17 protein-coding genes are annotated in these 20,183 nt (G+C 62.3%); 6 read left to right on the top strand and 11 right to left on the bottom strand.

The features are described from left to right. Together B552_RS27545 and mdtD are read left to right on the top strand one after the other, a co-directional pair. A partial coding sequence (locus B552_RS27545) for a bifunctional UDP-4-keto-pentose/UDP-xylose synthase (RefSeq protein WP_019450045.1) occupies positions 1 to 600 on the top strand: 600 nt, incomplete at its 5' end. A gap of 155 nt (positions 601 to 755) precedes the next feature. Further along, on the top strand, positions 756 to 2,204 hold the full coding sequence (gene mdtD / locus B552_RS0115980; protein ID WP_019450046.1) for a multidrug transporter subunit MdtD: 1,449 nt from the start codon (positions 756 to 758) through the stop codon (positions 2,202 to 2,204). A 54-nt stretch (positions 2,205 to 2,258) separates the two neighbouring features. On the opposite strand, the gene tssE is transcribed toward mdtD, so the two are convergent. The 8 genes from tssE to tssB form a co-directional block, all read right to left on the bottom strand. Beyond that, a complete protein-coding gene (gene tssE / locus B552_RS0115985; protein ID WP_019450047.1) occupies positions 2,259 to 2,696 on the bottom strand; it encodes a type VI secretion system baseplate subunit TssE in 438 nt (145 codons plus the stop codon). Then, complete coding sequence (tssH, locus tag B552_RS0115990) at positions 2,696 to 5,398, bottom strand: type VI secretion system ATPase TssH (RefSeq protein WP_019450048.1); 2,703 nt, start codon at positions 5,396 to 5,398, stop codon at positions 2,696 to 2,698. The genes tssE and tssH overlap by 1 nt, the downstream gene beginning before the upstream one ends. 129 nt (positions 5,399 to 5,527) lie before the next feature. Continuing rightward, positions 5,528 to 6,013, bottom strand: a complete 486-nt coding sequence (locus B552_RS0115995) for an Hcp family type VI secretion system effector (RefSeq protein ID WP_019450049.1) — start codon at positions 6,011 to 6,013, stop codon at positions 5,528 to 5,530. 6 nt (positions 6,014 to 6,019) lie between these two features. Continuing rightward, positions 6,020 to 7,744, bottom strand: a complete 1,725-nt coding sequence (locus B552_RS0116000; RefSeq protein WP_157160269.1) for an OmpA family protein — start codon at positions 7,742 to 7,744, stop codon at positions 6,020 to 6,022. Positions 7,745 to 7,754: 10 nt separating this feature from the next. Further along, a complete protein-coding gene (locus B552_RS0116005) occupies positions 7,755 to 8,405 on the bottom strand; it encodes a DotU/TssL family secretion system protein (RefSeq protein ID WP_026035717.1) in 651 nt (216 codons plus the stop codon). Beyond that, positions 8,402 to 9,748, bottom strand: a complete 1,347-nt coding sequence (gene tssK / locus B552_RS0116010; RefSeq protein WP_019450052.1) for a type VI secretion system baseplate subunit TssK — start codon at positions 9,746 to 9,748, stop codon at positions 8,402 to 8,404. The genes B552_RS0116005 and tssK overlap by 4 nt, the downstream gene beginning before the upstream one ends. A gap of 74 nt (positions 9,749 to 9,822) precedes the next feature. After that, complete coding sequence (tssC, locus tag B552_RS0116015; protein ID WP_019450053.1) at positions 9,823 to 11,370, bottom strand: type VI secretion system contractile sheath large subunit; 1,548 nt, start codon at positions 11,368 to 11,370, stop codon at positions 9,823 to 9,825. 25 nt (positions 11,371 to 11,395) lie between these two features. Further along, positions 11,396 to 11,902 carry a type VI secretion system contractile sheath small subunit gene (gene tssB, locus B552_RS0116020; RefSeq protein ID WP_019450054.1) on the bottom strand — a complete coding sequence of 169 codons (507 nt, stop codon included), beginning with the start codon at positions 11,900 to 11,902 and terminating at the stop codon, positions 11,396 to 11,398. Between the two features lie 484 nt (positions 11,903 to 12,386). Here tssB and tssA point away from each other — a divergent pair, with 484 nt between their 5' ends. The 4 genes from tssA to tssJ all read left to right on the top strand — a co-directional run bounded on the left by tssA (position 12,387) and on the right by tssJ (position 17,409). Beyond that, complete coding sequence (tssA, locus tag B552_RS0116025) at positions 12,387 to 13,961, top strand: type VI secretion system protein TssA (RefSeq protein ID WP_026035718.1); 1,575 nt, start codon at positions 12,387 to 12,389, stop codon at positions 13,959 to 13,961. Positions 13,962 to 13,981: 20 nt separating this feature from the next. Continuing rightward, positions 13,982 to 15,799 carry a type VI secretion system baseplate subunit TssF gene (tssF, locus tag B552_RS0116030; protein ID WP_019450056.1) on the top strand — a complete coding sequence of 606 codons (1,818 nt, stop codon included), beginning with the start codon at positions 13,982 to 13,984 and terminating at the stop codon, positions 15,797 to 15,799. Positions 15,800 to 15,867: 68 nt separating this feature from the next. After that, positions 15,868 to 16,842, top strand: a complete 975-nt coding sequence (tssG, locus tag B552_RS0116035; protein WP_157160270.1) for a type VI secretion system baseplate subunit TssG — start codon at positions 15,868 to 15,870, stop codon at positions 16,840 to 16,842. A 57-nt stretch (positions 16,843 to 16,899) separates the two neighbouring features. Continuing rightward, on the top strand, positions 16,900 to 17,409 hold the full coding sequence (tssJ, locus tag B552_RS0116040; RefSeq protein ID WP_019450058.1) for a type VI secretion system lipoprotein TssJ: 510 nt from the start codon (positions 16,900 to 16,902) through the stop codon (positions 17,407 to 17,409). A gap of 39 nt (positions 17,410 to 17,448) precedes the next feature. On the opposite strand, the gene B552_RS0116045 is transcribed toward tssJ, so the two are convergent. Genes B552_RS0116045 through B552_RS0116055 form a run of 3 tightly spaced genes read right to left on the bottom strand, consistent with a single transcriptional unit; the run spans position 17,449 to position 20,057 of the window. Then, on the bottom strand, positions 17,449 to 18,417 hold the full coding sequence (locus B552_RS0116045; protein ID WP_019450059.1) for a threo-3-hydroxy-L-aspartate ammonia-lyase: 969 nt from the start codon (positions 18,415 to 18,417) through the stop codon (positions 17,449 to 17,451). Positions 18,418 to 18,442: 25 nt separating this feature from the next. Further along, positions 18,443 to 19,441: an ornithine cyclodeaminase family protein gene (locus B552_RS0116050; RefSeq protein WP_035879919.1), complete on the bottom strand. Its 999-nt coding sequence runs from the start codon at positions 19,439 to 19,441 to the stop codon at positions 18,443 to 18,445. Continuing rightward, positions 19,431 to 20,057 (bottom strand): PAS domain-containing protein, encoded by a 627-nt coding sequence (locus B552_RS0116055; RefSeq protein ID WP_019450061.1) that lies wholly within the window; start codon positions 20,055 to 20,057, stop codon positions 19,431 to 19,433. Before B552_RS0116055 ends, B552_RS0116050 begins: the two co-directional genes overlap by 11 nt. Positions 20,058 to 20,183 lie beyond the last annotated feature (126 nt).

A 20,183-nucleotide genomic window follows, 5' to 3' on the forward strand; every position in this document is an offset into this window, starting at 1 on the left:
TCCAAGCAGCTGATGGACCGCGTGATCCACGCGTACGGCATGCAGGAAGGCCTGAACTACACGCTGTTCCGCCCGTTCAACTGGATTGGCGCGGGGCTGGATTCGATCTTCGAATCGAAGGAAGGTTCGTCGCGCGTGGTGACGCAGTTCCTGGGCCATATCGTGCGCGGCGAGCCGATCAAGTTGGTCGATGGCGGCGAGCAGAAGCGCGCGTTTGCCGATATTTCGGACGGTATCTCGGCGCTGATGCAGATCATCGAGAACAAGGACGGCGTGGCCAACGGCAAGATCTTCAACATCGGCAACCCGGGCAACATCCACTCGGTGCGCGAATTGGCCGAGATGATGCTGAAGATGGCCGCCGAGTACCCCGAGTACGCCGAGGAAGCGCGCAAGACGCAGATCGTGGAAACGTCGTCGGGCGACTTCTACGGCAAGGGCTACCAGGACGTGCAGCACCGCGTGCCGAAGATCGACAACACGATCGACGAGCTGGGCTGGAAGCCGCAGGTGTCGATGGAGCAGGCGCTGCGCCGCATCTTTGAAGCGTATCGCGACAAGGTGGTGGAAGCCCGCACGCTGGTCGACGCGAACAACTGAAAAGTCCGCCGGAACAGGCGGGGCGGGGACAACTGAGGGTAGATTCTGGCGGCTGGCGGGTGTCCAACCGGCTCGTGGACTTGCCATCACGGTCCAGCGGGCCTATGGTTGCGGTTCAGCCTGTGCGCCCTAAGGCGCACGCACCGCCGCCAGCCATGCCCCCAGCCAATTCCATCGCCAAACCGGCCGATATGCCCACCGACCGCAACCTGCGCTTCATGCTGTGGGTGGTAGCGGTGGGCTTTTTCATGCAGACGCTCGATTCGACGATCGTCAACACGGCCTTGCCGTCAATGGCGCACAGCCTTGGCGAAAGCCCGCTGCGCATGCAGTCGGTGATCATCGCCTATTCGCTGACGATGGCGGTGATCATTCCCGCGTCAGGCTGGCTGGCCGACAAGTTCGGCACGCGAACGATCTTCCAGCTTGCCATCGCACTATTCGTGCTCGGATCATTGCTGTGCGCGTGGGCGCCGACACTGCCGTTTCTGACGGTGGCCCGCGTGGTGCAGGGCGCTGGCGGGGCGATGCTGCTGCCGGTGGGACGCCTGTCCGTGCTCCGCACGTTTCCGCGCGAGCAGTATCTGCAGGCGCTGAGTTTCGTCGCGATTCCTGGCATGATCGGCCCGCTGATCGGCCCAACGCTCGGCGGATGGATTACCCAGACGTTCTCCTGGCACTGGATCTTCCTGATCAACGTGCCAGTCGGCCTGCTCGGCGCGCTCGCCACAATCCGCTACATGCCCAACGCGCGGCTGCCGGGGATTGGCAGCTTCGACCTGGCCGGCTACGCGTTCCTGGCGATCGCCATGGTCACGCTGTCGTTCTCGCTCGACGGACTGGCGGAACTGGGCTTCCAGCATGCCACGGTGCTGATGCTGCTGATCGCCAGCATGGCCGCGCTCAGTGCCTATGTCCTGCATGCCAAAAAGCGCAAGCAGCCGCTGTTTCCGCTCAAACTGTTCAGGATCCACGCGTTCAGCGTGGGGCTGCTCGGCAACCTGTTTGCACGAATCGGCAACGGGGCCATGCCGTTCCTGATTCCGCTGACGCTGCAGGTCAGCCTGGGCTACTCACCATTCGACGCAGGCTTGATGATGTTGCCGGTAACGGCCGCCGGTATGGCGTCGAAGCGGCTGGCCACGGCGCTGATAGAGCGGCATGGCTACCGCCGCGTGCTGGTGACCAATACGTTTGCAGTCGGGCTGGTCATGGCTTCCTTTGCCCTGATCACACCGACCCGCCCACTGGCGCTGGTCGTGCTGCAACTGGCCATATTCGGCGCAGTCAACTCGATCCAGTTCACCGCCATGAACACGGTGACGCTCAAGGACCTGACCGGCGCCAGTGCCAGCAGCGGCAACAGCATGCTGTCGATGGTGCAGATGCTGTCGATGAGTCTGGCGGTGACATCGGCCGGTGCGTTGCTGGCAACGTTCCAGGCCGGCATCGGCTCACATCACTTCGACGTCCTGCCGGCATTCCACGCAACGTTCATTTGCGTCGGTCTGATTACATCGGCATCGGCATGGATCTTCATGCAGTTGATGCCAGAGAAGGCGGTGCGGACGAAGGAGGAGGTGAAGCAGGGTGGGGAGGTTTGATGCCTGCAGGGATATTTCAGGCTCCTCAGGTTTTCCAACCCGATTCTGGGTCGATCAAGCCGAGGTGCGGTCCCGTTCGGCGCGAAGCAGCTTGAGTCGCGTCTTGCCGTCAGGGGTGAAGTGGGTACCGAAGCGCACCAGTCCAACGCGGTGCAGATGGCAACTCAACGTGAAGCTCAGCAGCATGCCCGGCTCGGTTTCCTCTATCTCAATGTCGATCGCCTTCAGGCGTGGCTCGTACTGCAGTAGCGTCGTCTCGATCTCGCGCTTGAGGGTATGTGCGGACGCGGGCAAGTGCCGGTAAATGCGGGATAGGTCGCCGAGCCCGTAATCGGGCAGGTGTGCAAGGCTGCCACGGCGACTATTTAGAATGCGCTGGATATTGTCCTGTACCGACAGGAAGGTCTGCGTGGCTGCATCGAACTCGTCGATTGCCACGCCGTTGGCGAAGTATCCCGTTACGGCCTCGAAGAGCCCAGGGCCGCCGCGCATTATGCGATGGCTCCGTTGCCCGCCGGACCATCTTCGAAGTCCACGCCGATCCCCTCAGACTCAGAGAACGATATCCGGATCGACGCGGGCAGCCGGGAGGCCCCCATGCGTACAAGCAACTCGCGCGAAAGCACGGGAAGGATCTGCTGATTAAGCAGGTTGTCGACATTGCGCGCACCGGAGTCCGGCAGCAGGCATGCGCCCACGAGTTCGTCGACCAGCGTATCGTCGTACCGCAGCGGCATTCCGAACCGGCGCTCGATACGGTCCACCACCTTTTCAAGCTTCATCCGTACGATCGACACCATGGTACTGGCAGCAAGCGGCCGATACACGATGGTCTGGAAGCGCGCGAGCAGCGCGGGCTGAAAGTGTTCCACAAGCAGTGGCCGGATCACCTCCATCAGCATCGCGTTGGTTGCGCCGCCACCTGCCTCGACAACTGCCTGGCTTGCCGCCAGGATCTCGTCACCCCCGAGATTTGACGTCATGAGAATGACCGTGTTGCGGAAGTCGATCACCCGCCCTTCGCCGTCACGCATGAAGCCGCGATCGAACACCTGGTAAAACAGGTTCAGTACGTCACGGTGGGCCTTTTCCACTTCGTCGAGCAGCACCACGCTGTAGGGCCGCTGGCGCACCGCTTCGGTCAGGATGCCGCCTTCGCCATAGCCGACATAGCCCGGCGGCGAGCCCTTCAGCTGCGATACCGTGTGGCCCTCCCGGTATTCTGAAAGGTTGATGGTGATGAGCGACTGTTCTCCGCCAAACATCAACTCCGCGAGCGCGCGCGCGGTTTCGGTCTTGCCAATGCCAGAAGGGCCGACCAGCAGGAACACCCCGAGCGGCGCCTCATCGGACTTCAGTCCTGCCTTGGCGGCACGCAGGCTTTTGCCGAGTGCGGACAGCGCTTCATCCTGACCCATCACGACGCGGCCGAGGCGGGCCTCAAACTCCAGCAGCGCGGCAATTTCGTCGGACATCAGGCTGTCGACCGGTACCCCGGTCCAATCCCCGATCACATGCGCGATGGCACGCTCGTCGACTTCCGCATGAACCAGTGCGCAGTGGCCAGACATGTTGAGCGCCTCATGCGTGGCGACGATCGCCGGCTCCAGGTCGCGTCGTGCCGACTCATCCGGAGCGTCTTGCCAATGCGCCCGCAGGGACAACAGCGTTTTGGTGGCGTGCTTCTGCTCGGCGAACATCTGTTCAAGCCGATCCCGTTCGGCCGCCAATGCGTCAAGCCGCGCGGCGATGGCTTCCAGGCGATCTTGATCGGTGGTGCCGATGGCACCCTGGTCCTCGCGCAGGGCGCTGCGCTCGATTTCGAGCGCAGCGCGTTCCGCTTCACAGGCGGTAATGGCGGCCGGCGTTGCCTCCTGACTCATGCGTACACGGGCTGCTGCCGTGTCGAGCAGGTCGACTGCCTTATCCGGCAACTGTCGCCCGGTCAGGTATCGGCGAGACAGGCGGACAGCGGCAGCCACTGCCGCATCGGTGATATGGACGCCGTGATGCCGTGCGTAGTGCTCCTTGAGCCCCCGCAGCATCAGGCAGGCGTTCTCATCGTCAGGTTCGTCCACCTTGACCATCTGGAATCGACGCTCCAGTGCCGCGTCACGTTCAAAGTATCGCTTGTACTCCGACCATGTGGTCGCCGCTATCGTGCGCAACTCGCCGCGAGCGAGCGCAGGTTTGAGCAGGTTGGCTGCGTCGGCTCCGCCAGCATTGTTGCCTGCACCGATCAGGGTGTGTGCCTCGTCAATGAAAAGCAGGATCGGCGTCGCGGATTGCTGCACCGCTTCGATGACGTTCTTGAGTCGCTGCTCGAATTCGCCCTTGACGCCAGCTCCCGCCTGCAGAAGGCCGAGATCCAGGGTGAGGATGGACACGTCGCGGATGACGGCGGGCACTTCGCCCTCGGCGATCTTCAAGGCGAGGCCTTCGACAAGCGCTGTTTTGCCGACACCCGGTTCACCGACCAGAATCGGGTTGTTCTTGCGCCGCCGCGCCAGGATATCGACCATCTGCCGGATCTCGACGTCGCGGCCAAATACGGGATCGATCTTTCCGTCGCGCGCTTTCCCGGTGATGTCAGTGGTGAACCGGGTGAGCACGGAGGTGTCGGCCGGGCCTGGCAAGGGGCGTGCCGCAGATAACCCAGTCTGAGCTTGCGCCGGTGCGTTGGCCGATGGCTGAGCATCGTGCGCGGCTGGCTGCGGGTTTGCTTCCGTGGAGATCGCGTCGAGTTCGGGAATCAGCCGTTCGATCTGCGCCGCAGAGATGCTCAGGAGCGGCCAGGCATCCGGCGCACGCAGAAGTTGCGGCGTCTCGGTCAGCGCGGCCAGCAGGTGGGCTGACCGGATCGAAGTTGCGCCTTCAGTCAGGGAGGCCTTGATCCATGCGGCTTCCAGCCATTGCCCAAGCCTTGTCGACAGCCCAGGCTTGCCCCGCAGGTCATGCGGCAGGCGGTCGATGGCGGCCAGCAACCCATTCCAGATGCTGTCCACATCGAGTTCGTAGCGGCGGAGGACGGCGAGCAGGTCTCCTTCGCCCAGTTCCAGCAACTTGACCAGCCAGTGTTCTACCTCGATGTCCCGGTGGGCGCGCGTTTCGCAGAAACTCGCTGCTTCGGACAGAGCGTGCGCGCAGTGCGCGTTGAGGCGACGCAGGAATGGAGAGTAGTCTCGGGCAATCATGGCGATGTTGGCTGGCAGGCAACTGCGGAACGGGAATGGGGTGGCGCGGCTGGAACGCGGCGGCCGCACAGATGACGATGATGGTGATGACAGGACCGGCGCCGGGAAGCAGGCGCCGGTCCCGTGCGCTTATGCGCGCTCGTTCCAGCTATCGGCGTGGATGATGTTGCCGTCCTTGTACGACCAGGTGATTTTCTCGTAGCGGAGTTCGATATCTTCGAGATGGTTGTGCTTCTCATAGGCCGGGTTCTTGATGTCCAGCATCTTCGGCGTGACACCCACCACCTTGACGTTTTCCAGCCTGGTGTTGAAGTACTCCTTCTCCTTGCCCGCATCGTCGATTTTGTACCACTTGATCTCGATCGATTTCAGGGTCTGGCCGCTGGTGACGGCCTTGTACAGGTAGGGCGTGGAAGCATCCGTTTCTTTCGTGAACGTAATCGGCTTGTGCACGCGGGTGCCGGTGAGCTTGCCGGTGTTCGAGTCGGTAGGGATGTTTACGGCGTGGTCGAAGGCCACCACTTCGACGCTGCCTTCGCGGCCCGAAACGGTGACGGAGCCCTTGATTTCGGCGCCGCCGTCGTCCTTGATCCACATGTATGCGGGAATTGCCATCGTTACTTACTCCTTCGATTGGAATGAACAGGCCGGGTGGCCCAAAGATGCCTGACTACCGCGCATATCGCCGCGACAGTCTGGAATGAGGGTGATCTCGACACGGCGGTTGGCAGTGCGTCCAGCCTCGGTGTCATTGGAGGCCTTGGGGCGCGTGTCGCCGTAGCCTTGGATCGCGAAATGGGTCAGAGGCAGGCCAGCCGCATCGGCAAGCCAATCGCGTACCGAGGCGGCGCGTGCTTCTGAAAGCCGAAGGTTGGCCTGGGCGTTGCCCACGGTATCCGAATGACCAGCCACCAGTACGCGTTTATCCGGATGCGCCTTGATCATCTCCAATGCCCCGATCAGGACGCGGTTGGAGCCCGGGTTAAGGACTGCACTGCCGCTCTTGAACAACGCCAGACTTTCCAGTTCGATGGTCGACGGCGGTGGGGGCGGCGGTTGATAGGCTGCGATCAGGGTATGGAGCGGAGCGAGCAGCGTCGCTCCTCGGTAGAAGCCCAGACCGAGTCTTGGCGGAGTGCCGTTGTGCTGATATCGCTCCAGTTCGTCGCGGTCGCGCTTGAGTGCCTGCAGCGCGTCAAGCCGTGCGGCATCATGCGTTACGTCGATGGTGCGGTAGCGCTCCATGTTGCTCACAACGCGCACGACCAGTGCCCGGTTTTGCCAGGCCGAGGCCGCTGCGGCCGCGCAAATGGCCAAAGCCAGCCAGGCAAAGGCGTGGGCCAGCGAGCGTGACATGACACGCTGCGCGGGCTGCATGGCAATGCCCCGAATGAGTAGATCTGGCAAGGGATAGGGCGCCTCGCTTCCAGACCGTACTGCAGGGGTCAGACCGGTGATCTGCGATACGAACCGGGCTTGCAGGGAGTCAGGTTGCGGCACGCCTGCGATGGCGGTCACCCCAACCGCGGCGATCTGTACGGGGCGCCCAGTGGGCGTCCTGCCCTGTTCGTCGTCGCGCAGCACGGGGAGCAAGTCGCGTGCCGCCCACCTTACCAGTGCGTCAAGGCGCGCGGCACGGTGCATGCGTGCAGTCCGGTCGGCAGGTACGGCTACGAATGGATAACGTGCAAGTCTGTCAGCAAGCTGCGCGCAAAGCGTGGTGTCCGCAGGAACTTCGCCTGAAATGCCAAACCAGGGGCAGTCATCTGTGGGCCCAGCGGCTTCTGCCGAATACACGGCAAGGCAGACCGGCAGCGAATAGCCAAGGGCTCGACTGGCCTCGCCGATGGCCGTGCGCCAATGTCGAAGCGCGGAATTGAGCATGCCAGCTTCGCGGACTTGGTCGGCACTGACCAGACAGGCAACAACGTCTGGTCCTTGCCCCTCGCGCCAGCACTTGAGCGCGGCGGCCACGTGCGCAAGGCGACTAGTCTCATCGATGCGCACCCAGATCGCGCCATCGGAAATTTTCACTAGTGCGTTGCCAAACGTGAGAGTGAGGGCGCTGGCAGGCTCTCCCAAGGCCAGCACCAGCGGTGTATTGTGGCGAATATCGCCGGGCATGGATTCCAGGCTGGCGTCGATAGCAGCCAGCACTGCCTGGGATGCTCGCCGGCGCGCTCGCGCGCGTCGTGTCGTCGTAACGATGGCTATTACCGCTATGACGATCACGACTCCCGCGAGCAGCAGATTCCAGGCGATGCTCCATGGCGAACTCAATGCCAGCCACGCAAGCGCAAGCGTAGCGATCCAGGCAAAGAGCATGCGATAGGGATAACCGGTCACGAGCACCCTTTCAGCCGACGAGTTGCGAAATCGATGAGGCCAGCCACCGATCCAGCGCAACGTAGAATAGGCCCGTGCCAACGAGCGCAACTAGAACCCAGACCAGTGGTGACAGATGGCTCATGCTTCGTGGCTTGTTGCTCGTGACGATGATCGGTCCGGAGGCCTTTTGCACACCGGCACTTTCCAGGCGTTCATCAATGGCACGCATCAGCGCCTCACGAGCACTAGCGCCTTCGAGCGCGAACTTCCCTTGATAGCCAAGTCCGAACACCGCGTAGAAGACGACTAGCAGCGGCACCATCGGCTGAGGTTCCGCGAGGCGGCGCTCGATGCGGGTGACAAGCTCCTCGCCAGCGTTATGGCTCTGGAACTCCTTGACCTGAAGCGGCTCACGTTCCCATGCGTCACGTTCGGCGGGCTGCAGATATTGCAGCGCCACTTCATCAAGCAATGCACACTGTGCGTAAGCCGCGTCCTCGACCACGGCTGTCGAATGCCCCGCGGTGCGGAACTCTTCGCGCAGGCGGGTCAAGAGGTCCAGGCATCTTGCCCTGAAGGCTTCGAAGGATTCGGCGGGTTTGTCCCCATTAGCCAGACCGGTGATGGTAAGGGCCGTGTCGCGTAAGGCGAGCGGAAGAATTGGTGTAAGCGTCGTCATGCAGGGAGTACCGCAAAGAGTTCAAGCGAAACGTCCGGCATCGACGCCGGAACATAGAACTGGCAGGCACGCGCGTCGAGCATGCGTCGGAAGGCGGGGTGCGCGCTGTCCAGCGCGAAGTACTGGTTCTCGATACGCACCGGTATGGCTGCAGGCAGGCGTGACATGGATCGCAGGGGAATCCCGGGCAGTGCCGAGTTGACAATCTGCTCTACCTCATCGGGGGCCCCTGCCTTGCACAGCCGTGGCAGTTGATCCAGCAGCGTATGGGCGGGCAAACCTGCCTGGACTGAAAGGTAATAGTCGACGCCTTGGAGCAGCCGCTCCTCGTTGATCTTGCCGAGCCATGTAGTTGGCCGCACCCGCTCCAGAGCCAGGGGAACCACGCGCGAAGGGATCACCGTATCGAGTAGCGTGCGAATTAGCGACTCCAGTTCCGCGAACACCGGTTCGGGGGCTAGATGATCGTAGGTGGGGATGGCATGCAGTGTCTCGGTGGTCGAGAAGGTGAGGAGTGCACCGGCCAGGCGGGCGAGCAGGCGATAGAGTCGTTCGGGGTGCTGCTGCGGCGCTGCGCACAGGCGAGCCAGCTCCGGCCAGTTTGTGTTGACGCTGTGCAGGAGCCAGAAGAGGGCGACGTCGGCCACCGCGAAATCCGCAATCTGGTCTGAACGCTCACGCCGTCGCACGGCAAGGCTCGCGCTCTTCGACTGGAGGATATCTGACAAGCGTTTCATCCGCTCGGTAAGACGGTCGTTTGCCGACAGGAACAGACACGGTGGTACGAACGTCGAATCGATCTCGAAGCGGCCCTGCGGGGTGCGGATGAGTCGGGCAATCGGGCAGGTCACGTAATCGGCGTGTTCCTCGGAGTCAAGGAGAAGGGCCAGAGCGTGCCGCTCGACGCTGATTTCCTCCTTTCCGTCTCCGTTCAGATCCGCAACGGGGAGGTACTCGCGCACGTAACGGCGCGGACGTGCAGGCCGCTCGCCATCCTCGACGCAATTGCTGCCTTGAGCGTCCAGCAAGGGCAGGCCGATCAGCACGGTTACCCCACCAGCACTCGTCGGTACGTCCGTCAGGTCACGCGCGGCGGGCGCGAGATCGGCTGTCTCCGTATCGATGATCGACCCGTCCGGCAGGCGAACGGTCAGAGCACTGACTGTCAATCGATGGATCGAGAGCGCCTGCAGGTCAAGCTCGACCCGGGCAACGCCCCACGGCTCGGGGCTCGACACGCGAGAGACAAGGTCGTCGGAATAGCGCTCCCAGAGCGCCTGCTGCTGGAAGTGCTGCGGGGTCATGAAGATGCCCTGAGTCCACAGCGGTCTTGTGATTTTCATGGATATCGAGAAGAAGCGCTCCGCGTGAAGATGTAGTCTTCACGCGGCGGATATGCGCGATAGACGTGGCGCGCTCAGTTCTTTGCCTTCGGCATTTGCGATACCAGCGACAGATTGATATCCATCCCCTCTATCTGGAAGTGCGGCACGATATAGAGCTTGACGCGGAAGAAGCCTGGGTTGTCGTCGATGTCTTCGACAACAACCTTGGCCTCGCGCAGCGGATGCGATGCCTGCAACTCGTCACCCGGGTCAGTCATTTCTGTGACAAGCGTCTTGACCCAAGTGTTCAGCTCCAGCTCCAGTACGCGACGGTCCTTGGTGGTGCCGATGTTCTCGCGCTGGATAAGCTTCAGGTAGTGGGCAATGCGCGACAGCAGGAAGATATACGGCAGGCGCGCATTGACGCGGCTGTTAGCCGTGGCTTCGGCGGTGTCGTAGAGTGCCGGCTTCTGACTCGAATGGGCGGAGAAGAAACACGCGAAATCGTGATTCTTGTAGTACGAGAGCGGGATGAATCCAAGATTGGCGAATTCAAACTCCCGGGTTTCGGGAATCAGCACCTCAGTCGGGATTTTGGCCTGGTTGCCCGTGCCCAGGTCATACAGATGGATCGGCAGGTCCTCGATCAGACCGCCCGCCTGCGGACCGCGAATTTGCACGCACCAGCCATTCTTGATGAAGCTCCGCACCATGTTTGCGGCAAAGGCGAAAGAAGTGTTGGCCCAGAGATAGCGACTGTGATCCGGACCCTTGACGGCCTCGGTGTAGTTGAATGCGCGCACCGGCACCGTCTCGGGACCATATGGCAGGCGCGCCAGGAAACGCGGCAAGGTTAGGCCGATGTAGCGGGCATCATCCGAATCGCGGAAGCTCTTCCATTTCAGGTACTCGGCCCGATCGAAGTAGTTGCCGATGTCCCGGATGCTGGCAACCTCCTCCATCGAGTCCTTGCCAAAGAACTTAGGCGATACCGAGCCGATAAACGGCATGTGGGCGGCGGCGGATACCTTGGAGACGTTACGCAGCAGCGCGATGTCCTGCGGGCTGCGGTCGAACGCGTAGTTCGAGATGATTGCACCGATCGGCTCGCCGCCCGGCGTGTCGTACTCCTGGATGTAGGTGTGCAGATACAGGCCGCTCTGGATGACCTCGGGCGTGTCCTCGAAATCCTGGCGCAGGGCATCCTTCGACACATCCAGAACTTCGATCTTGATGTTCTTGCGGAAGTCCGTGCGATCAACCAGGAATTTGAGGCCGCGCCAGGCGGATTCGATCTCCTGGAAAGTTTCGTGGTGCATGATCGCGTCGAGCTGGTGACTGATCTGCTGGTCGATATGCTCGATATGGAAATCCAGCAGGCTCTTGTCGAGTCGGTCGACTTTCTGCGAAGAATCCTGAATCATCTTCAGGAAGACGCTCATTGCCTGGGCAACGCGCTCGTCGAGTGACGATTCCGAGAGTGCATCGGCACTCTGGAACGATTCGACGGGGCGCGTCGCCTTGACCGGCGTTAAGTTGATCTTTTCGCAAAGGGATTCGTAGACGCTCTTGCCGGGCGCATCCAGAACTACAGTATCGGACTCGCTATTGGTTTGGACGGGGATATCGTGCTTGGCCATTGGATTCAACTCTCAGGAGACTGGGTTACTGGGCGGACGGGGCGTTCTCGCCGATCCTTTGCAGATCGGCCCGCAGCCGCTCGGAAAGGGCCGGGTCCTTGAGGATCTTTTCCAGCTCGCGCCGGAACATGGCGTTGTCGAGCAGGTTCGACTTGAGGTCTCGCAGCAGATTGCGCGCGGCCATCAGGGCGCGCAGTTCGGGCACGCGGCTGGCCACTACCTCTGGCTTGAAATCGTCCATCGACTTGAAGTCGAGGTCGACCGGCAGCTCCGAACCATCGCTGGCCAGCGTGTTCTCGACGGCGATACGCACTTTCGGATTGAAGTCGGCGAGGACGGAGTCGAAGTTGTTCTTGTTGATCGATACCTTCTCGCGTTCAGACAGCGTGCGGGTGTCCTGCCCATTGCTGTAGTCGCCCATTACCAGAAGCTTGAGTGGCAGCTCGACCTTCTTCTGTGCGCCTCCGGTATGCAAGTCCAGCTTGATGTTGACCCGTGCCTTTGGCACTTCGTTCTGAAAGCTCTCAGTCATTGGCTATTCCGGTTTATATCTGAATTAAATTGGTTTTAATTCTATGCTTCGAAAACTAAAGAACGTCGATGTGCGTCGAAGCCCGTTATTGTTATCACTCAAGGCAAAAGGAAAAAATAGTTGTTCTACGAAAATGTATTTTGAAGTTTGATCGTTTGATCGTATTTCAACGAATTCTTGCTTTGAATATTTTCAAATATTTATAAAAGAGGTATTGTGCGGGCGCGCAGGGAACTCATCCCGCTTGGAAGGCGTCGACAGGCGTTGTCGTTCTGTCATGCTGGATAACCGGGGCGTTGGCAATGGCGGGTGTGGGGGCAGGTGCTTGGCCCGGTTGGCAACGCACTGCGGCGTACGAACGCATGCGACCGCGCATCATCCGCGCCGTAAGCGCGCATAGAATTTTTTTTCTTCCTCCACGCTTTTTTGTGGGAAAAGGGCTTGCGGCTGGTGCCACGTGGACCTCGCGCAGCTAGACATCGACATGTTCAACAATCTTCTTGACGCGCTGTTTGGCACGCGCTCCCCTTCCGACCTGGCACGCTCCACACAGATGCGCTGGGAGCCCTGGCTTCAGCCGATCCGGCCGGATGCGCCGGTGGGAGACGATCCCGGCTACGACGACGATTTCATTGCCGTCAAGGAGGAGGTGGCCAAGGTATCGGACATCAATGACACGCTGATCGTCGAATCGACGGAACGCCTGCTCAAGGCCAACGCGAAGGATGTCCGCGCAGCGGTCTACCATGCATATGGCCGCATGCGGCGGGATGGCGCGGAAGGCGTGGCCTCGGGCTTTGAACTGCTGTCGGCACTCATCGATCGCTTTGGCGACCGGTTGCTGCCTGTGCGCATCGAAAGCCGCAAGGCCGCGCTGGAATGGTTGGCCGGCGCGACGTTCACGGGCCGTCTGGATCGTGTGCAGGACCTGACGGGCTCGTACCTGGAGCGGACGCTTTCGGCGCTGGCACTGATCCAGGAGCGATCCGCGCAATGGCCCGAGCCGGCGCGCCCGGCCCTGGATGCGCTCTATCGCCGGTTCGAAGGGCGTGTCGAATCGCCATCCGCAATGGAATACGAAGCGCGACATGATTCCTCCAGTTTGTCCGTAGCCTCGACTGCAATCGCGTCTGGTGAGGTGGCGTCAACGCGCGATCTGCTCGACCGCGCGCGCCAGATGGCGCGATTCCTGCGAGAGCAGCCCGAAGGCTATCTGGCGGCCTATCGCCTGATGCGGTGCGTACGCTGGGATACGCTCATCGAGGTGCCGCCGCACGATGCTGGCGGGCGGACACGGCTGATCGCGCCGCGTGCCGAGCTTCGGGCCCACATGAAACGGCTGGTCCTGCAAAACCAGTGGCCGGAACTGCTGGACCGCGTGGAGCAGGCATTCGCGGAGGGCGCCAACCATTTCTGGCTGGATCTCCAGTACTACGCCTACACGGCCCAGGACCAGGCAGGAGGTCAGTATGCGTGCGCGCGGGATCTGCTTGCCACCGATTGCGCGCTGATGCTGGACCGCCTGCCGGGTCTGGAGCAACTGGCCTTTGCCGACGGCACGACTTTTGCGGATGACACCACGCTGGAATGGATTGCGCGCCATGCCACCGTACGCGATATCGAGCGCGGTGAGGCTGTGACGCCTATGGCACTGGACTCGGCCAGCATGGACTGGGCAGAGACCGAAGCGCAGGCTGTGGACCTTGCGGCCCAGCAGAGCCTCGATGCGGCACTGGCGTGGTTGCAAGGCTTGCCGGCCGCGGAGGGCGAGCGGGAGCGTTTCCTCCGGCAACTCGTGACTGCGCGAGTGGCGGAGCGTGCTGATCGGTCGGACACGGCGCTGCATCTGCTTACCGCACTGGAGGCCGGCGCCGAGCGATTCCGGCTGGTCACCTGGGAACCTGCCCTGGTATTCGAGGTCAAGCAGCATCTGCTGCGCCTGCTGAAGTCGCGCATGAACCGAAAGGACGTGGACAAGGTGGTGATCGCCCAACGAATCGACACGCTCGCGGGCGAGCTGACCGCAATCGACCCGGCGCGGGCAGTAGCAATCGTCTGACGCGCCCAGCCCTGAATCTTATGGACCATCCCACCCAAGACAACGAAATCCTGCGCTACTACGAGGCGGAGATGCGCTACCTGCGCGAGGCCGGGAAGGAGTTCGCTCGGGCCTTTCCTGATCGCGCACGCATGCTCAATATCGATCGGATCGGAGAACGCGATCCGCATGTCGAACGGCTGTTCGAGGGCTTCGCCTTCTTGATGGGCCGTCTGAGGCACAAGCTCGATGACGAAATGCCGGAGTTGACCGAGGGGCTGGTCAGCATGCTGTGGCCGCACTACCTGCGCATGATTCCGTCGCTGTCTATCCTGGAACTGATCCCCGCTGCCGGTGCACTGCAGCGCCACGAGACGCTGCCAGCCGGGCTGGAAGTCGTCTCCGAACCAGTGCCACTCGGTGGCCAGCCCGGAAGTGGCGATGTGGAATGTCCTTACCGGACCACGCAAGCAGTTGATCTGTACCCACTGCGCATGGCCGAGGCAGGCACCTACGCAAGGGATGACGGCCGTTCGGTGATTCGCCTTCGTCTGGCCATGCAGGCGCAGTCGAGTGGAGAACGCGTGGATGTGCCGCGGCTGCGGCTCTACCTGCATGCTGATCGGCCGCTGGCACTGGCGCTGTATGCTGCGCTTACCGCCCCGCCTCTGGCTGTACAGATACGCATTCCCGGCTATCCGGCAGACCGTCCGGGCGTACCGCAGTTCATGCCTGGCCTGCGCGTGGAACCGGTGGGGTTCCGCGCTGACGAGCGGCTCTGGCCCAAACCTGACAATGCCTTCGGCGGATATCAACTTCTGCTGGAGTACTTCACCTTTCCCGAGAAATTCATGTTCGTGGATCTGGTCGGTCTGGACATGGAGGCCATCCCGGCAGGCACCGAACATTTCGAAGTCGAGGTCGTGCTGGCAAAGCCGTTTCCCGATGACATGCGCTTCTCGGCCGAAAATATCCGGCTCTACTGCACGCCGATCATCAATCTGTTTCAACTGGAGGCAGACCCGATTACCGTTACACATTTCGAAACGGAGTACCGAGTCCGAGCCATGGAACACCACGGCCAGCATGTGGAAGCTTACTCGGTCGATACAGTGCGCGGTTTCGAAGCCGCCACCGGTGAGCGCTTCGAGTACGCGCCGTTTGCCGCGTTCCGCCACCGGGGCGGCATGCTCCGTCATGAGATGCCGGAGCGCTACTTCCACACCCGGGTACGTAGAGGACCATCAGGACGGTTCGACACCTGGGTAGTGCTCGGCGGCCATGCGTGGGACCAGATGGATGCACTGCCGCAGGAAACACTGTCGCTCTCGGTCACGGGCACTAACGGTATGTTGCCGCGCAAGGGGCTCCGCGAGGCCGGCATCACCCGCATGCGGGGCGGATTTACCAACATCGGATCGGTGCGAAACCTGACGGCTCCAACGCTACCTGTCTATCCGCCAACCGGAGACCGCTTCCATTGGCGAGTCTTGTCGCATCTGGCTCCGAACTACCTGTCGTTGCTGGATCAAGAGGTGCTGCGCGGCAGCCTTGCGCTATACGACTGGACCGAGGGGGAGCTGAATCGTCGCCGGATCGATGGTATTGCAGGGGTGCGTGCCCGGCCGCTGCAGAAGCTCGTCAAGGGCGGCCTGCTGCGTGGTGTAGAGGTCGAGGTGTCGCTCGACAGTGCGCGGTTTGCGGGAGAGGGCGATATTGCACTGTTCGGCGAAATGCTCAATCGGTTCCTGTCGCTCTATGCCACCCTGAACCTGTACACCCGCCTGGTGATCGTCTCACAGCCAGGCGGCAAGCGGCTGGAGTGGCCTGACAGCAAGGGCGAAGGAGCTCCGTTATGACGGGGCCAGACACGAGCCGCAAGGCGGCCGGTGCGTTGCTGCCGGCGCTGCTCGCCAACGCGCCGCGGATGAATGTCCTCCGTCTGTGCGAATTGATGGAGCTGGCAGCGCCAGAGCGGCCGCCGCTAGGGACGACCGACTCCCCGGCCGATGATCCGGTGCGCTTCCGTTCGAGCGGGAGGCTAGGGTTCCCAGGGCGCGAAGTCGATGCAGTCGAGACTGATGACGATCAGCCGGGGCTCCCTCCGGTCATCCGGACGACGTTCCTTGGCCTCTACGGCGTCGACGCGCGCATACCGTCCTATTTCGTGGATGAGATCGCACAGCGCCGCGACGGCGCCGAGCCGCTTGCGGCGCTCCTGGACCTGTTCCACCACCGGATCATCACGCAATTCCATCGCGTGGCGTGCAAATACCGATATCCGGTGGGTTTCCGCAAGGGGGGGCAGGATGAGGTGTCGCGCTATCTGCTGAGTCTGCTAGGGCTTGGCTTTGGACAATCGCCAGTCCGGCAGGCCGTGCCCACGCGAGAACTGCTGTCGATGCTGGGGCTGGCCAGCCAGCGTACGCGCACGGCCGAGGGACTGGCGGGTGTGCTGCAGCACGCGGTTCCAGATGCAACGATCAAGGTGGAGGAATTCTACCCGGTCTGGATTCCAGTCGACACCCGCGAGCGGATGCCGCTCGGGGAGAATTGCGTGCTCGGGCGCGGCTTTTACGATCGTGCGAACACCGTGCGCGTGGTAATAACCCCGGCCGAGCGCGATTCGGTGCTCGGGTTGATGCCCGGTGGCAATGCATTCGGGAAAGTCATGGCGTTGCTGCGCTTCTACCTCGGCCATGCCGCACACGCTCGCCTTGAAATGCGCGTGCAGCGCTCGCTGATGCCCGACCCAACGCTGAATTCCGAGGAGGTTTGCCTTGGATACACCACGCAACTCCGGCCACCGCGTGCGAGCGATGTCCCGGATGCCGGCGGCGCCTTTACGCGCGTTCAACTGGGCACCTGGCGCGGAAGCCATCCCTGCGTGCCGGCGCCATAGCAGTAGCGCCATGACACGCCACACAATCCACGCAAGTTACATGAAGAGGATGATCGAATGAGTTGGCAATTTCAAAGCGGCGGCGCGATGCTCGTGGCCACGCTTCTGGCCGGCTGTGGGGTGGGGCAGGCAGTCAAGGACAGCACAGTGGAGGCGGCGAAATGGGCCTTCACGACGCAAGTGAAAACCATGAATATTGACCTCACCGGCCGGCCGTCGCTCAATGCAGGCAGCGCCGGACAGTCGCTGTCCACCGTGGTGCGCTTCTACCAGCTCAAGACATCGGAGACGTTTTTGCAACTGAGCTACGCGCAGCTTCAGGCTAATGACCGCGAATTGTTGAAAGCCGATCTGCTGGCCACGAGGGATGCGGTGCTCAGGCCCGAAGCTGCCGTCAGCATCATCGAGCCGATGCACGAAGATGCCCAGTTCATAGGTGTGGTCGGCTTTTTCCGTGATTCCGGCACGGACTCGGCGTGGAAGCTCGTTATTCCGAGGAAGCAATGGAAACAGACAGACCCGGTGAAGATCGAGGCAAGCGGCAGTACGCTGGCACTGATCCGCTGATCAGAAGTCTACTGATCTCCACCGTGGCAGGCTGGTAGCTCACACCGACAACAACGAGCAAAACCGCCCCAGGTCCACATTCCCCCCGCTGATGATCACGCCCACGCGCTTGCCCTTGAGGGCATCCTTCATCTGCATGACGGCGGCCAGGCCCAGGCACCCGGTTGGCTCGACGATCATCTTCATCCGTTCGGCGAAGAAGCGCATCGCCTCCACGAGTTGCGCGTCGGTGGCGGTGACGATGTCGGTGACGTCGCGCTTGATGATGCCGAACGTGTACTGGCCCAGGTGCTGCGTCTGGGCGCCGTCCGCGATGGTTTGCGGTGTATCGATATGAACGATAGCGCCGCTGCGGAACGATTGCTGGCCATCGTTGCCGGCTTCCGGTTCCACGCCGTAGACGTTGCATTGGGGGGCCAGTGCACGCGCGGTCAAGGCCGTGCCGGAGAGCAGGCCGCCACCGCCTAGCGGCGCGAACAGTGCATCCAGCGCGCCGACTTCCTCGAACAGTTCCCTGGCTGCGGTGCCCTGGCCGGTCAGCACGTCCGGATGGTCATACGGGGGGATCAGGGTCATGCCATGCTTTTCCGCCAGGTCGCGGCCGATGGCTTCGCGGTCTTCCTTGTAGCGGTCATAGGTCACCACGTTTGCGCCGTAGCCCCGGGTTGCCGCTACCTTTGCGGCCGGCGCGTCGTGCGGCATCACGATCGTAGCCGGCATGCCCAGCAGCTTCGCGGACAGTGCGATGCCTTGCGCATGGTTGCCCGACGAGAACGCCACCACGCCGCCACGGCGTTGTTCGGGGGTGAACTTTGCGAGGGCGTTGAACGCGCCGCGGAACTTGAACGCGCCCATGCGCTGGAAGTTCTCGCACTTGAAGAACACCTCGGCGCCAAGCATTTCGTTGAGCGTGCGGGAGGTGTTGACCGGCGTGCGGTTGGCGTAGCCTTCGATCCGCTTGGCGGCAGCTTCGACGTCGGCGTAGGTGGGGAGTTGCAGGGTCGTCATGGTGGGCAGGAAGAAGGAAAGGTGATTACCAGGGCCAGGCCAGGCGCGTGCCGGTACCGTTGGTCAGGGCGTTTTCATGAAGAAAGCGGGCGACTGTCAGATCCTGCAGGGCCAGGCCGGTCATGTCGAACACGGTGATGTCGTCGGGCTGGCGATCGATCATAGCCTTGCCGGTCAGCAGGTCGCCGATTTCGGTGCAGGGCAGGTCGTGCGCCCATTGGCATTCGCCGATGCGGCGTGCCTGCTCGCGGTCGTCCACAACAATGCGGGCGCGCTCCAGCACGCCCGGTGGCAGTTCGCGTTTGCCACCGGTATCGGTGCCAACGCAGGTCAGATGCGTGCCGGGCTGTACAGCCTGGGCATCGAACAGCGCGCCGCCGCCCGGCGTGGCCGTGATCACCACGTCGCTGTTGGCGACTGCGTCATTGCGGTCAGTCGCCAGGCTGATCGAACACTGCCCCTGGAACGCCGCTTCGAACCCGTTATTGCGCAGGCCGTTGCTTGTGACGTAGCGCACCTCGCGCAGCGTGGGCATCAGGCGTAATGCGAAGCGGAGCTGAATGCGCGCCTGAACGCCGGTTCCGAATACGCAGACGCGCGTGCTGTCGGGGCGGGCAAGGTGCTGCAAGCCGATGCCTCCCGCTGCGCCGGTGCGGGCCGTGGTGATCGCATTGCCATCGAGGATGCAGAGCGGCCGTCCAGTAGCAGGGTCGATCAACATGATCGTGGCCTGATGTGTGTCTCCACCTTTCTCGCGATTGCCGGGCCAGAAGCCGGCCGCCTTGAAGCCGAGCAGGTTCTGGCTGCCGACATCGCCGGCCTTGATGCCGAACACGCCGCCCGTGGCGAGCTTTTCGCGAATCACCGGGAAGACGCGGCCTTCGCGCTGGCTGTGCAGCACGAAGGCCTCACGCACGGCGGCCAGGACGTCTTCGGGCTGCAGCGCGGCCTCCACGGTGGCGCCGTCGAGCAGCAGCAAGTGCGCCGAGGAAGTGTTGCGAGTTTCAGGACAGTTAGCGGACATAGCTGTAGACGGCTGCGCGCGACACCCCGAGGTGGGCCGCGACGGTTTCCATGGCGCGCTTGACGTCGAGCAGCCCCGATGCTTTCAGTTCGCCCAGCAATGCGCGCCGCTCTTCGGTCTTCAATGCGCGTGGCGTGGTGGCCAGCCGCGCGGCAAACGCGTCGATGCGGGCGCGAAGTGCATCGCTGCCCGCCGGATCGAGCGTTTCCTTCGGGCCTTGCGCGGCCGTTTGCACGAACTGCCCCATTGCCATCTGCAGGCTGCGGAACAGCGTCAGGTCCACGTTCATGCACAGTGCGGCGATATAGCGCCCGCTGCCGTCCTTGATACCGATCGACGTGCTTTTTGCCTGGCGGCCGTCGGCAAACTGGTTTGCGTAGTTGGCCACCACCTGCGGATAGTCGGGGTCGGTGATGCGTGCCTGGCCGAGTTCCGTCGTAGGGTCGCCAACGGCGCGGCCGGACAGGTTGTTGTGAATGGCCAGGATCGATTGCTCGGGTTCCAGCAGATCGTGAACCACTACCTCGCAGAACGGGGCGAGCGTCTGGCCGAGGCCATCGGCAATCTGCTTGATCTGGTCGAGCAGCACGCGCTGCTCGGGGGTGCGCTTGGCCATGTCGGACGGGTTGCGATGTCTGGGATGATTCTGGACAGTTTGTATAGAGATGGACTAAATGTCAAGAAAGCGGTGAAGAAAAAGGCGCGGAGGCCACATGGCTCACCGCGCCTTGCTGATCCTTGC

The sequence above is a fragment of the Cupriavidus sp. BIS7 genome, from assembly GCF_000292345.1.
In the GTDB taxonomy this organism is placed as follows: domain Bacteria; phylum Pseudomonadota; class Gammaproteobacteria; order Burkholderiales; family Burkholderiaceae; genus Cupriavidus.

Coding starts and splice junctions, on each gene's coding strand:
- mdtD (WP_019450046.1), top strand. CDS start 756: ATGCCCCCAGCCAATTCCATCGCCAAACCGGCCGATATGCCCACCGAC.
- tssE (WP_019450047.1), bottom strand. CDS start 2,696: ATGCGCGGCGGCCCTGGGCTCTTCGAGGCCGTAACGGGATACTTCGCC.
- tssH (WP_019450048.1), bottom strand. CDS start 5,398: ATGATTGCCCGAGACTACTCTCCATTCCTGCGTCGCCTCAACGCGCAC.
- B552_RS0115995 (WP_019450049.1), bottom strand. CDS start 6,013: ATGGCAATTCCCGCATACATGTGGATCAAGGACGACGGCGGCGCCGAA.
- B552_RS0116005 (WP_026035717.1), bottom strand. CDS start 8,405: ATGACGACGCTTACACCAATTCTTCCGCTCGCCTTACGCGACACGGCC.
- tssK (WP_019450052.1), bottom strand. CDS start 9,748: ATGAAAATCACAAGACCGCTGTGGACTCAGGGCATCTTCATGACCCCG.
- tssC (WP_019450053.1), bottom strand. CDS start 11,370: ATGGCCAAGCACGATATCCCCGTCCAAACCAATAGCGAGTCCGATACT.
- tssB (WP_019450054.1), bottom strand. CDS start 11,902: ATGACTGAGAGCTTTCAGAACGAAGTGCCAAAGGCACGGGTCAACATC.
- tssA (WP_026035718.1), top strand. CDS start 12,387: ATGTTCAACAATCTTCTTGACGCGCTGTTTGGCACGCGCTCCCCTTCC.
- tssF (WP_019450056.1), top strand. CDS start 13,982: ATGGACCATCCCACCCAAGACAACGAAATCCTGCGCTACTACGAGGCG.
- tssG (WP_157160270.1), top strand. CDS start 15,868: ATGAATGTCCTCCGTCTGTGCGAATTGATGGAGCTGGCAGCGCCAGAG.
- tssJ (WP_019450058.1), top strand. CDS start 16,900: ATGAGTTGGCAATTTCAAAGCGGCGGCGCGATGCTCGTGGCCACGCTT.
- B552_RS0116045 (WP_019450059.1), bottom strand. CDS start 18,417: ATGACGACCCTGCAACTCCCCACCTACGCCGACGTCGAAGCTGCCGCC.
- B552_RS0116050 (WP_035879919.1), bottom strand. CDS start 19,441: ATGTCCGCTAACTGTCCTGAAACTCGCAACACTTCCTCGGCGCACTTG.
- B552_RS0116055 (WP_019450061.1), bottom strand. CDS start 20,057: ATGGCCAAGCGCACCCCCGAGCAGCGCGTGCTGCTCGACCAGATCAAG.